Genomic DNA, 13,157 nt, shown 5'->3' with positions numbered 1-13,157 from the left:
GAAAGCCTAGGATGACGACTGTTTATGACGTTCAGCAGCTGTACAAAAGATACGACGCCAAATCTCCCTACGCGAATGAAGATATCACGCTTCAAATCATGCAAGGCGAGGTCTACGGCTTACTTGGCCCGAACGGGGCTGGCAAGAGCACATTCATTAGACAGCTGGCCGGGCTGTCGCGGCCTACTTCCGGCGTCATTACCTTGTTCAATCAGGATCTGGTTGCCCATCCTGAGGTTGCTGCGAATTTGATCGCCGTGCAGCCTCAGGGCTCCTCCCTGCCGGTGCAGTCCAATCCTGCAGAAGTGATCGAAATTACGGGCAGGCTGAGAGGTCTAAGTCATGATGCAGCGAGAGCTGCAATGAAAGAGCTGCTGGAGAGGTTCGGCTTAACCAAGCATGCGAACAAAAGAATCGTACAGCTCTCCGGCGGGCTTCGGCGTTTGGTTAATATCGCGGCCACGTTAATCGCTGAACGTCCCGTTCTTATTCTGGATGAACCAACCAACGATTTGGATCCAGAGATTAGGCGGACGATATGGCAGTGTATCCGAGATACAGCCCGTAACGGTTCGACTATTCTGCTTGTCACCCATAATGTGGTGGAGGCCGAACAAGCGCTGGACCGCGTCGCCATTATTAAGAATGGGAGAATATTGGCGGAGGGCACGCCAAGCGCCCTCAAAGGCAAGGTCGAGAATAAAGTGCGAATGGAATTAACGCTTCGCGAGGGAGCTGCGGCGTTTGCCTTTCCGCAGGGGGTCGAGATGACGGATGTAGGAAAAAACAGACATGTGCTCATCGTAGAGCGAGAGGATGCGGAGAAACAGATCGCCTATGTGATGAATCAGTTTCACGTGATCGAGGATTTTCGAATTCTAACGCCTACATTAGAGGACGTGTATATTCAAATCAGCGGAGGTGAACGGCTTGTCGGAAGCGCTAACTAAAGAAATTTCGCTCGGCGCAAGGCAGCAGGTTAGCGGCGCTCAGATGCCGATCATGAAGGAGTTTATGCTGCTGCTTCGGCTCCAATACTCGGATTATCGCGGCAACGCTCCTTTCATCGTATTATTCGGGTTTGTTATTCCGCTTGGTTTATTCTGGGTGCTGCAAACCTATGTGACGATCGGAACGGGCAGCGAATGGCTGGTTGCCGGCAATATCGTGATGTCCGTCTGTTACGGCAGCATGAATTTCTCCATGCAGCGAATCGCTTGGATGAAGCATGCGGGCGAGATGGATTATTATGGAACGCTGCCGATACGCAAGAGCGTGTTCGTGTCTGTTATTTTCGTGCTTGGACTGTTGTCCTCCCTGCCTGGAGTCATCTCTAATTTGATTCTTGGAGTCATCTATATGGATCTTGGCATTAACAATATTTTGATTGCGATACCGGTTATTCTCGTTGCCTCTCTCAGTTTATCGGTGATTGGGGTCGGCATCGGGAGCATCGTCAAGTCGATGCCCCAGCTCAGCCTGTATTTCTATTTAAGCTATGCGATCGTCACGTTCCTATGTCCGGTCATGGTGCCGCTGGAGAAGCTGCCGTGGGCATTAAAGGCGACCTCATATGTGCTGCCGCCAGGACAAGCTGTCCTAGCGGTCAGAAAAGCGTTAGTAGGGAATTTGGATACCATGTTCTGGATCATGTCAGGGGCTGTTGCTTTCTGGTTATTAGCAGCTGGATTACTTGGCATTCGCAGGTTGGATTGGCGGCGCGACTAGTTATTTGCGGCGGCCTGGCTTGTGCAGATTGCGGATGGAATCCGCCAGGAAGCTTTCGCTTTCAACGAGCGGGAGCAAGTAGTCTCGCACCGGCGTTCGGAACGTATAGCTGCCGCTTATGACCATCTTCTTGATCGACCTTAGAAAAGTATCCCAGAGCGTTATATTTTGTTGTAGGTGATAAACGGTTCTTTCTACTTTATCCTTCGGAAACGAAGAATGCCGTTTGAGGAGAAGCTGCTCTAGAATGGCTCTTCTATTCCGGACTTGATTGAATTTCCAGTGAAGCAAATCTCCGTTCGATACGGCTGAGTTTCCGCCGGATGGCTCGCTTAATTGGATCATGTCCTCCTCGAGCATGCGGTACAAGCGTTCAAGGCCTTCTGCATGGAACCCAAGGGAGTTATCGCCTGATGCGGCGGCCGACGCCTTCGACAGCTTCTTCTCGAGATTGGACGTTTCTCGCAAATAGTCCTCCAGATAAGCATCGCAGTCCATACCTTGGTGCGCCTCGCGATCGAGTTCGATTTTGTCGTATTTGACGAAGCAGTCGAAGGCGTGGAGCAGATCTGATTTGGATATGACGCCAACGGACTTATTCTCCGGTATGCCGACGTGGCCGATTTCCCGCAGACTCCAAGGGGCTTCCGCATAGTAAAGCTCATTCTGCGTATGTCCGATGGCGATGAATGTATGCGGAGTCCCGCTGTGATGTCCCGTGTAAGGCTCCGTGAAGGAACGGAATGCATGAAAGAACGGAACTCGTTTCTCGTACGTCTGAAATGGAACGATATATCCTTCGTCCAGCAGCTTGCCGATGCCTTGCATGCCTTGCATGCCGATGGAAGTGTAGGATTCGGCGCGAAAAGCGCCATGCGGTTTACGGTTGTACAGCTCGATATCCATGAGGGAGGCAGGCGCGAAGCTGACGGAAAACCAGAGATGCTCTACGAAGTATTCGAACGGTTGGGAATGGGGGTATTGCTTACACAACGTGAAGTAATGGGACAACTGCTGACACTCGAGCCAGGACGCCATTAGATTGGCGGAGCCGTCGGTATGGTGGAAATAGGTCAGAAACCGGTTGTCCAACATTTGCAGCGACATAATCAACCTCCTTGATCGGATGGGATAGGATAAATCTACTATATTATAATATTAATATAATATTTTTCCATCTATTTATAGGGCGATCTGATCGAAAATTTCGCATCAAAAGGCATACCATTTTATCGAAAAGGAGAGAGAAGCTTTGCAAAAAGAACAAATCATGAGCGGCATTACCGCGATCGTTAATGCTTTCAAGAAATCCGATCTCGACTTTCAATCGGTCAGCAAGATGATCTATGAGGAGCATGCCGTTACTTCGTTAGAATATATTGCGCTGCTCGTTGAACTCGAGAAACAATTTGATGTTGTATTCGATGACAACATGCTGGTGATGGATGCCGTTCCCGATTTGCATGGAATCGTCGATTACATGGAGCAGCAGTTGACGGCTGCAAGCAGGAAGTAATGCAGATGAGGAAGGTATTGCCGATTCAGACGCCAAGCGTGGCGGGGTATAAGCGGTATGCGCATTTTCTGGCGATTATGGAGAACGATCCGGCTTCGGTGCCATGGATATACAACCATTTTCTGCAGCTGCATACCGAGAAGGCGATGGAGCAGGATATTCATTGGTTAAGCTTCTATATGGGCGAATATTATATGTTTCGGCATACGAATAACCCTTTTCTCTATTATCAGGAAGTAGAAGTGCCGTTCATGAGCACTATCGTCGCGATGGACGAATTGATTAGGCGCTGCATAGATCGCGGACAATACGTATTTATCGAATGCGATTGCTTCTATCTGACTCATTCCGGTTACTTCGAGCAGACTCATCGGCGCAGTCAAGTGCTGGTCATAGGTTATGATCCAGCTGGCGAACAATTTATCGTCATGGATTATTCAAGCCGTAATAATCAGTATGAGGCTATTGAAATGAGCGCAGCGCAGCTCTTAACGGCAGCGAAGTCCGCTTATGAGATCGAAGCGAACAATCGATCCAAAATGATTATTATCGAGCAGGTGAAGGACGCCTCCTATCCTTTTAATCTCGACTTAGCCTATCATCTGCTGGAGGACTATCTGTTGGGAAGAAACACGTATGAACGCTTCCCGATATTCAGCAGGCCAAGAGAGAACGCGGTGTATGGCATTCGCGTATACGACGAGCTGCGCAGGCATATCGGACTGATGCGTGCGAATGATGGCAAGGTGAGGTCATCCCTACTGCCGTATCACATCCTATGGGAGCATAAGAAATGCTTGTCGGGGCTAGTCGATTATTTGGTGACGAACAAGCAAATAGAGGAGCGTCCCGAGCTGCAAGCTCAGCTGAACGCTGTCGAGAAGCAAGCGCTTCTCATTCGCAATGCAATGCTTAGGTATTTCATCTCCGACCAGAATGAGAGGCTGATTGCCTCCATAGACGAGAAGCTGGACCAGCTGCAGACATCGGAAGCTGCTGCCTTGGAGCAGCTGCTTGCGGCAATGAGACAGCCAGTAGGGAAAAAGTCGATCCGATAAGCTGCAATCCCGCTGACAGTACTTGCTGGCAGCGGGATTGTTATTTCTGCAACTTAGTAGAACCGGTCTGCGTTATGGTACAATTGTACGATGATTCATTCGATACAAGAGTGCGAGAGGAGATCGTACAGCGCCATGACGATGTATGGGAACGACAATAATGAGCAAGCTGCACAGCTTGCATCCGATAACGAGCGGCTTCAGCGCGAGATAGACCTGCTTAAACAGGAGCTGTCGAAGTGCAAATCGGAGCTTGCCAGCGCGAAGCAAGAGCTGCACCGGTTGAAGGGAAAAAGAGGAGCAGCAGCGCGCAAGCCGGAGGCGATGTCGACGATGTCGACTCGGCTGCGCGACGCGCTATACGAATAGATGATGAACGAGTATGTGTACGTCTATGCCCATCACGAGGACGAAGCCGAGCTGTGCGGAATGGAGCTTAGGGCGCTGCTTGGCATTCCGAAGGCGGAATGGGCGAAGGAAGAGGGCTTCCGTTATGCGGTGAGCAAGCTTAACGTACCGCCTTCGCGGAGCCCTTTCGTCAAATTGCGAATTCAGGTGGAAGCGGCCAGCGAGACGCTGGACGGTCTGGCGGCGTAGGCAGATAAGCTGGATGCAGGCAGCGGCACGTTCAAGGTGTTGTTCGCGGATACAGGAGATTCGAGGGCCTCATATGACTTCGAGGAGAAGCGGGCGATTGAACGCCAGCTTGGTGCCGTCATTCGGGGAACGGCTAGCATGCGGCGTCCGGATCGATTGTTCGGCGTTGCGTATGCAGACTGCCGCTGGGTGATGGGCGAGGCCGTAGAGGGAGACGCCGTATGGCTGCGTCACAATGAGAAGCCGCAGAAGTATTCGACGGCACTAAGCACCCGCGTGGCGAGAGCCGTCGCTAACCTTGCCGTCCCTGATCCAACAGGTATTCGTGCGGTAGACCCGTGCTGCGGCATCGGCACTGTCGTCATTGAAGCGCAGTCGATGGGCATCGATATGCAAGGCTGTGACCGGAACCCGCTGGCGCTCCGAGGAGCTAGAATCAATCTGGCTCATTTCGGCTATCCAACGACGCTTGCTGTGAAGGCGGATATGCTGACGCTAGAAGGCGGGTACGATGCGGCAGTGCTGGATTTGCCCTACAATCTATGCTCCAAGCTGCCCGAAGAGGAGGAGCTTGCGATGCTCGCAGCTCTCCGCAGGCTTGCGCCAAGAGCGATTATCGTAGCGACCTCGCCGCTGGAAGAGAAGCTGTCGCGGACCGGCTGGCAGGTGATCGACGACTGCCAAGTACGCAAGAGCAGCTTCGTCCGCTACTTGTATCTCGTTGTCACGCCAGCACGATAAATGCAGGCCAGTTGAGTGATTTTTCACCAAATCGAGAGGATCGAAAGGGTTTTCGGTCCTGTAAGTCGAATAGTTATGGCAGCGCTACCAATACGATAACGATACAAGGAGTGTGGCCATGACACTGCAAATGAATTACCCGTACCTAGATACGAGTTTAACGATTGACGAGCGAGTATCCGACCTTCTATCGCGACTTACATTGGATGAGAAAATCGCTCTAATGCCGACGCGCCAAGCGGCTGTTCCAAGATTGGGTTTGGAAGAAGTATGGGTTGGCGGCGAGGCGGCACACGGTATCGTCAACCGCGGCGGCATTGCAGCAACCGTATTCCCGCAGCCAATCGGGCTTGCGAATACGTGGAACACAGAGTTGATGCATCGCATCGGGAGCGTTATTGGCGACGAAGCGCGCGCGCTGAACAATGAAGACGGTCGGCATGGGCTTATGCGCTGGGCACCGACGATCGATATGGAGCGCGATCCGCGCTGGGGACGCAATGAAGAGGCGTACGGCGAAGATCCGCATCTGACGGGCAAGCTGGCCGCTTCCCTTATTCGGGGGATGCAAGGTGACCATGACAAGTATGTGAAGCTGGTCGCTTCGCCGAAGCATTTCTATGGCAACAACAATGAAGTCGGCAGGCTGGACGGCTCCTCGAGCATCGATCCACGCAACCGTAGAGAATATTATTTGAAGGCTTTCGAGCCGGCCTTTACCGAGGGCGGCGCGCTGTCGATCATGACGGCTTACAATGAGATCAATGGCACGCCGGCGTTGGAGCACGCAGATATTCGCGGGGTATTGAAGAATGAATGGGGTCTGCGCGGCTTCACCGTATGCGACGGCGGCGACTTGTCCCAGACGGTAGACTTCCATAATCGGTACGAGTCCCATGCGGAATCGGCAGCGGCGGCGATCAAAGCCGGCATCGATACGCTGACGGATGACGCCAAGCTCGTCTGCGATGCGGTGCGAGAGGCGCTTGAACGGGAGCTGCTGACGGAAGCCGATCTGGATGAAGCGTTGACGAATATGCTGCGCGTTCGGTACATGCTCGGCATGATGGATCCGCCGGAAGGTAATCCGTACAAGTCGATTCCGATGTCCGTCGTTGCATCGAAGGAGCATGGAGACGCTGCGCTGCAGGCGGCAAGAGAATCGATCGTTCTGCTGCGCAACGAGAATAACCTGCTGCCGTTATCGGCGGAGAAGCTGCCATCAGCGGCGGTCATTGGACCACTCGCTGACCACTTGCTTCGCGGTTGGTACTGCGGCGATTTGCCGTACGCGATCACACCTCTGGAAGGCATTCAAGCGCGGCTTGGATCGAAAACGGTTTCGAAAATAGATGGGCTCGATCGTATCGGGTGGCGTTCCCTTCGGAATGGACAGTATTTGAAGGTTCGGGAAGCAGCGGAAGGGGAGAAGCCTGGCGTAGCTGCGGCTTCTGCTGAGCTGGATGGAGCCGAAATTTTCGCTCATAACGATTGGGGCTGGAATGCGCACACGTTCCTCGCATCTTCGAATGGCAAATTCGTCTCGACGGAGACGGATAAGAAGGCAACCGCGTCCGCTGACGAAGTGTTCGGCTGGTTCGTGAAGGAAAGCTTCCAGCTCGTACCGCAGTCTTCTGATGATTCATCAGACAATGCTGGTAAGTCGGTCTATCGATTGCTGAGCTGGAACGGCCAACCGGTCGCGACGGCTGATAATGGCGAGTTGGTCGTCGGGGAGAAAACAGCGGAGCTGGATTCGAGCAGTCTGTATGAGCGTATCGTGCTGCAGGATGGCGCAGAGGAAGCGGCACAGGCTGCGACTCAAGCAGCGGCAGCGATCGTGTTCGTCGGCAACAATCCCGTACTTAATGGCAAAGAAGAGATCGATCGTCCCGGCCTTGAGCTGCCGCTTTCGCAGGAGCGTCTCATCCGCCGCGTTGCGGCTGCGAATCCGAACACGATCGTCGTCATCGTCGGCAGCTATCCGTATGCGCTTGGCGATCTGGCAGAGCTTGTGCAGGCGATCGTCTATATGCCGCATGGGGGCCAGGAGGCAGGTACTGCGATTGCGGAGGCGCTGTTCGGCGATTATGCACCGGCAGGCAGACTGCCGATGACTTGGTATGCTTCAGAGGACCAGCTGCCGAGCATTCTCGAATACGACATTCGCAAAGGAAAGCGGACGTATCAATATTTTGACGGGGAGCCGCTTTATCCGTTCGGGTATGGTCTTACGTATTCGCCATTCGAGTATCGCGAACTCGCTCAGAGCAGCACCGTGCTGCAAGGAGCGGAGGACGTGCTGGAGCTGTCGTTCACGATTGAGAACGTTGGCAGTCTGGCGAGCGACGAGGTTCCGCAGCTGTACGTACGTGCAGAGCAGTCCTCCGTTGAACGTCCGATCAAGCAGCTTCGCGGATTTACACGGGTTCGGGTAGAGGCTGGCGCTGGCGAGCGTATCACGTTCCGTCTGCCTGCGTCGGAGCTGGCATTCTGGGACGTATCGCGCGAGCGGTACTGCGTGGAGAGCGGGGAGTACACGCTCCTTGTCGGTCGGTCGTCAACTGATATTCGGTTAAGCGCACGCATGAAGGTCGAGGGCGAAATCGTGCCGCCGCGCGGCTTGTTCGACTGGACTTGGGCGGAGAATTACAATGAGTACGAGTCGGTACGACTCGAAGAGTGCCGCGAGGGCGGAACGGCTGTCGCTCCGGTTGACGGCGCGGGTTGGGTTCGTTACGACCAAGTTGACTTTGAAGCGGGCGTTTCTCTCTTCGAGGCCAAAGTGTCGGCGGGCGAATCAAGAGGCGGAACGATTACGGTGAGACTGGATGCCATTGATGGACCGGTTGCGGCCGTTTATCCGATTACGTCAACAGGCGGCTGGCATAACTGGATGACGATTAGCGGCAGCGTCGAGTCCTTTAGCGGTCAGCATACCGTATTCGTGCAGCTGGAAGGCGCGGTTCGATTGAACCGTCTCCGTTTTCTGGCATAAATAGTTATCGTCTGTAAAAGGGCTGCTTCGCTCGCCGATCATTCGGGGGTGCGAAGCAGCCCTCTTCTGCATGTCCTTGCATTTGCATACAAAATGTTGCGAATAAGCACGTTCACGGAAATCCTAACGATTGCTATAGTCATAAATGATAAGCGCTTTCAATGCGCAACCATCATGACGACAAGAGAAAGGGGATTTGAACGTGAGAAGAAAAGCAATAAGCATGGTAATGGCCCTGCTGTTGGCGTTCAGTTCATCCTGGTTTGGCTTGGGGGCAGTGTCTGTATCAGCTGCGGATGCGCCGAATGCAGGAGTTGTTAACGGCGGATTCGAATCGGATTTCTGGACGGACGGTTCATGGCAGCTTGGTCCATCTGACTATTGGAAGAATGTTACGATTCAGCAGAAGGGTCAGCCAGACGTAACACCTGATGAAGGAGCGAAAGCTCTTAACTATTGGATCAACAATACGGCTGCAAGCAGCCAGACATTCACCGTCAAGCAGACGATCGCTTCGCTGCCAGCGGGGAGTTACAGGTTGTCGGCTCGTTCTATGGGCGGGGACGGAAACACGGCCGGCAATATTCAATTGTTTGCCGGCTCTGCGAAAGGGACAGCGGCAGCGACGACCGGCAATAATGCATGGGGGACGGTCGGCTTCGACTTCGAGCTTGCGGCGGACGCGTCGAATCTTGAGATCGGTGCAGTGATTAGCGGTTCACCTAGCGCTTGGGGTTACCTGGACAATGTGAAGCTTGAGAAAATCGAGCCAGCCACTCCGCTGCTTGCGAACGGCGGCTTCGAATCGGACTTCTGGACGGATCAATCCTGGACGTTCGACCCAATCGATTGGGGCAGCGTGGATCCAAAGCGTTTCAAGTATGCAGATAATGTTGCTATAAAAGGCGGCGTAGAAGCGTATGGTCTCAATTACTGGATCAGGGATACGGCAGCAACTGCGCAGTCGTTTACGGTAAAACAGTCGGTACCGGCATTGTCTGCCGGCACTTATGAGCTGTCGGTGAAATCGATGGGCGGCTCGGGCGACGAAGCGGGCAGCGTTCAACTGTTCGCGGCAGGGCAGAATGGAAGCTCAGCGTTGACTACCGGCTTTGATACGTGGAATACGGTCAAGCTGACGTTCGTCGTGGCCCAGGATGCGACGAATGTAGCGATCGGTGCAATCGTCAGCGGAGCTCCTCGTGCATGGGGCTACTTGGACAGCTTCGAATTGAAGCAGACGAGCACGGATACGGAGCTGCCGCAGCAGCCTGTACCGCCAGTGCAAGCGGACATCTTCGTGCAGAAGGTGGACGGGCTGTCGGATGATTTTATCAAAGGCGTGGACATCTCCAGCATTCTGACGCTCGAAGAGAGCGGCGTCAAGTTCTACAACGAAGCGGGAATCGAACAGGATATTTTCAAGACGCTTCGCGATGATGGCGTGAACTATGTTCGCGTACGCGTATGGAACGATCCATTCGACTCGCAGGACCGGGGTTATGGCGGCGGCAATAACGACCTGGCGCATGCGATCGAGATCGGGAAGCGCGCGACGGATAATGGCATGAAGGTGCTCGTAGACTTCCATTACTCCGATTTCTGGGCAGATCCAGGCAAGCAGCATGTGCCGAAGGCATGGGCGAATCTCAGCTTTGAAGATAAGAAGACGGCTTTGTACAACTATACGAAAGAAAGCCTGCAAGAGATGCTGGATGCAGGCATCGACATCGGCATGGTGCAGGTCGGCAATGAAACGAACGGCAGATTCGTCGGCGAGACGGATTGGACGAAGATGAGCGGCTTGTTCAGCGCAGGCAGCAAAGCGATCCGGGATCTCGATCCTAATCGTTCGATCTTGATCGCTCTGCATTTTACCAATCCAGAGACTTCGGGACGTTATGCAGATTATGCGAAGAAGCTGAAAGGCAACAACGTCGACTACGACGTATTCGCAAGCTCCTATTATCCGTTCTGGCACGGTACGCTGATCAATCTGACGTCTGTGCTGAAGGAAGTAGCCACAACGTATGGCAAGAAGGTGATGGTTGCCGAGACTTCCTATGCATATACAGCAGCAGACGGGGATGGCCACGGCAACACGGCGCCGCAGAGCAGCGGTCAGACGCTGGACTACCCGATTACGGTGCAAGGACAAGCGACTTCGCTTCGGAACGTCATTGACGCGGTAGCGAAGGTAGGCGCTGCAGGACTTGGCGTATTCTATTGGGAGCCGGCATGGCTGCCGGTCGGACCGGCTTCCGAGCTTGCGCAGAACAAGCTGAAGTGGGAGCAATACGGCTCCGGCTGGGCATCCAGCTACGCTGGCGAGTATGATCCGGTCGATGCAGGCAAATGGTTCGGCGGCAGCGCGGTCGATAACCAAGCGCTGTTCGATTTTGACGGACATCCGCTTGCTTCGTTGAAGGTGTTCCAATACGTGAACAATGGCGCGGTTGCGGATCGTAAGATTGACGAGGTCAAGGACGCTGCGGTTTCAGTCAATGCAGGTGAAACGATTACGCTGCCGTCCACTGTTGCGGTAACGTTCAATGACAATTCTAAGGGTACAACAACTGTAACTTGGAATCAGGAGCAGCTCGCAGCGGCACAGGCTGGCGGAGTTGGCAGCTACGTCATCAACGGCCTAACGGAAGATCAGCATGCGGTGAAGGCTTGGCTGACCGTTAAGAAACAGAACTTTGTCGTGAACGGAAGCTTCGAGAACGATGATAGAAAGATGTGGGAAATTACGCCGCTAGATGGCGCAAAGAATCCTACGGACTATCTGAAGAAAGCAAGCGATGCAAAAACAGGTGATTACTCGCTTCACTTCTACTCGGAAACAGCCGTTAACTTCAAGGTTGAACAGAAGATTACAGGTCTGAAGTCAGGTTATTATAACTTGTCGATGAATATCCAAGGCGGCGACGCTGCCAATGCGGATATGAAGTTGTTCGCAATCGCCGGCGGCACGGAGAAGACGGCAGCAACAGGCGTCAATGGATGGGTCGTGTGGAACACGCCTGAGATCCAGAACATCCTCGTCACGGACGGCACGATTACGATTGGCGCTAATATTAAGGCTGACAGCGGCGCATGGGGAACGTTGGACGATTTCTATCTCAGCTATGCCAGCGATTATGTTCCGACGTCGCCAATCGTCGCGAACCCGGATTCGGGCTTCAATAAAGAAGTAATCAAAATTACACTGGATGGCGGTACAGCGATTGACGTACAGCGGACGACGAAGCCGGATGGTACGAAGAAGGATGAGCTGACACTCCCAGCCGATAAGGCGAAGGATGCAGTGCAGAAAGCAGCCGCTGACGGGCGTGACACGGTGAAGATCGTAATTCCAGATTCGAAGGATGAAGTATCCGAGATCGATGTCAAGCTGCCTGCCGATGCGGTTCAAGCATTCGCGGCTGGCGGTGTCGGTCTTGAATTGACAGCAGGCGGCGCTGCAGTCATTGTGCCGGCAGAGACAATTCAATCGCTCGAAGGTGAAGCTGTTTTCCACTTTACGCCGCTGAAGAGCAGCGCGGATGCGCAAGATGTCCTTAAACGCGCGAATAGTGAGCAGTTTGTCGTTACGGTAGCAGGCGATGGCGGTACGCAAATCGTTGGTCGTCCGATGGCGATCGAATCGAATGTGAAGCCGGTCGATCTGATTCTGCCGCTTCCAAGCCAAGCGATTCCAACGGATGAAGCGAAACGCGCTGAATTCCTGGCGAGTCTGGCCATCTACATCGAGCATAGCGATGGCGACAAAGAGCTTGTCCAGCCTCAGCTCGTGGAGAATGCTGACGGCAGTTACGGATTGCAGTTCCGCGTAGGCAAATTCAGTACGTTCGCCATTCTCTCGATCGATAACTTGGCAGCGTTCCTAGAGCAGTCGTTCGCTTATGTCAATGGCTATCCAGACGGAACGTTCCGCCCGAGCCAAGCCGTAACGCGTGCGGAGATGGCATCGATTCTCTCTCGTGCAGCAGGCGATGAAGACAGCTCCGAAGCAGTCAGCTTCACAGACGGCGCATCGTTCGGATGGGCTGCCGACGCGATTGCGAATGTGTCGTCGCTTGGTCTCATGACGGGCTACGAGGATGGAAGCTTCCAACCTTCGAAGGCGATCACGAGAGCAGAGATGGCCGTGATTGTTGCCCGTTGGCTCGGACTTGAAGGCGATGCGACGTCGTCGTTCACGGATACGGCCGACCATTGGTCGGCGTCTTACATCGCGCTTGTCGCTGAAGCAGGCATTATGACCGGTTATCCGGATGGCAGCTTCAAGCCGGAGCAATACCTGAGCCGTGCAGAAGCGGTCACGATCATTAACCGCATTCTAGGCTTGGAACTGACGACGGATGTGTCAACGCCGACATGGTCAGACGTTCCGGCCACGCATTGGGCATTCGAAGCGATTGAAGCAGCATCGGGTAGAAAAGAATAACAATAGCGTCTATACCTGCAAACCTAAGCCACGTCCAGTTATTGGACGTGGCTTTTTAGGTTGCAC

At 53.6% G+C, this 13,157-nt stretch carries 10 protein-coding genes; 9 read left to right on the top strand and 1 reads right to left on the bottom strand.

Annotated features, from left to right (window positions below; translation table 11 throughout):
* The first annotated feature begins 11 nt into the window (after nt 1-11).
* Together SBI19_RS14755 and SBI19_RS14750 are read left to right on the top strand one after the other, a co-directional pair.
* Nucleotides 12-950: an ABC transporter ATP-binding protein gene (locus SBI19_RS14755; protein ID WP_317969438.1), complete on the top strand. Its 939-nt coding sequence runs from the start codon at nt 12-14 to the stop codon at nt 948-950.
* Nucleotides 931-1,728: an ABC transporter permease gene (locus SBI19_RS14750; protein ID WP_317969436.1), complete on the top strand. Its 798-nt coding sequence runs from the start codon at nt 931-933 to the stop codon at nt 1,726-1,728. Before SBI19_RS14755 ends, SBI19_RS14750 begins: the two co-directional genes overlap by 20 nt.
* On the opposite strand, the gene SBI19_RS14745 is transcribed toward SBI19_RS14750, so the two are convergent.
* Nucleotides 1,729-2,835 (bottom strand): hypothetical protein, encoded by a 1,107-nt coding sequence (locus tag SBI19_RS14745; RefSeq protein ID WP_317969434.1) that lies wholly within the window; start codon nt 2,833-2,835, stop codon nt 1,729-1,731.
* Nucleotides 2,836-2,980: 145 nt separating this feature from the next.
* Here SBI19_RS14745 and SBI19_RS14740 point away from each other — a divergent pair, with 145 nt between their 5' ends.
* The 7 genes from SBI19_RS14740 (at nt 2,981) to SBI19_RS14710 (ending at nt 13,091) form a co-directional block, all read left to right on the top strand.
* A complete protein-coding gene (locus tag SBI19_RS14740) occupies nt 2,981-3,244 on the top strand; it encodes an acyl carrier protein (RefSeq protein ID WP_317969432.1) in 264 nt (87 codons plus the stop codon).
* Nucleotides 3,245-3,249: 5 nt separating this feature from the next.
* Nucleotides 3,250-4,302 carry a hypothetical protein gene (locus tag SBI19_RS14735; RefSeq protein WP_317969430.1) on the top strand — a complete coding sequence of 351 codons (1,053 nt, stop codon included), beginning with the start codon at nt 3,250-3,252 and terminating at the stop codon, nt 4,300-4,302.
* Between the two features lie 135 nt (nt 4,303-4,437).
* The gene (locus SBI19_RS14730; RefSeq protein ID WP_317969428.1) at nt 4,438-4,671 is read left to right on the top strand and encodes a hypothetical protein; all 234 of its coding nucleotides are present in this window, start codon (nt 4,438-4,440) and stop codon (nt 4,669-4,671) included.
* Nucleotides 4,672-4,899 carry a hypothetical protein gene (locus SBI19_RS14725; RefSeq protein ID WP_317969426.1) on the top strand — a complete coding sequence of 76 codons (228 nt, stop codon included), beginning with the start codon at nt 4,672-4,674 and terminating at the stop codon, nt 4,897-4,899. It begins immediately after the preceding gene.
* Between the two features lie 36 nt (nt 4,900-4,935).
* Entirely contained in the window at nt 4,936-5,640 is a 705-nt protein-coding gene (locus tag SBI19_RS14720; RefSeq protein ID WP_317969424.1) for a TRM11 family SAM-dependent methyltransferase, read from the top strand.
* A gap of 118 nt (nt 5,641-5,758) precedes the next feature.
* Nucleotides 5,759-8,638, top strand: coding sequence for a glycoside hydrolase family 3 protein (locus tag SBI19_RS14715; protein WP_317969422.1), 2,880 nt, complete (start codon nt 5,759-5,761; stop codon nt 8,636-8,638).
* Nucleotides 8,639-8,840: 202 nt separating this feature from the next.
* On the top strand, nt 8,841-13,091 hold the full coding sequence (locus tag SBI19_RS14710; protein WP_317969420.1) for a glycosyl hydrolase 53 family protein: 4,251 nt from the start codon (nt 8,841-8,843) through the stop codon (nt 13,089-13,091).
* The last annotated feature ends 66 nt before the right edge of the window (nt 13,092-13,157 follow it).

This window comes from Paenibacillus sp. CCS19, assembly GCF_033239625.1.
Classification (GTDB): Bacteria; Bacillota; Bacilli; order Paenibacillales; family Paenibacillaceae; genus Paenibacillus_T.
Note: the sequence above shows the minus strand (reverse complement) of the source record. Positions and strands in the feature narration are given on the sequence as shown.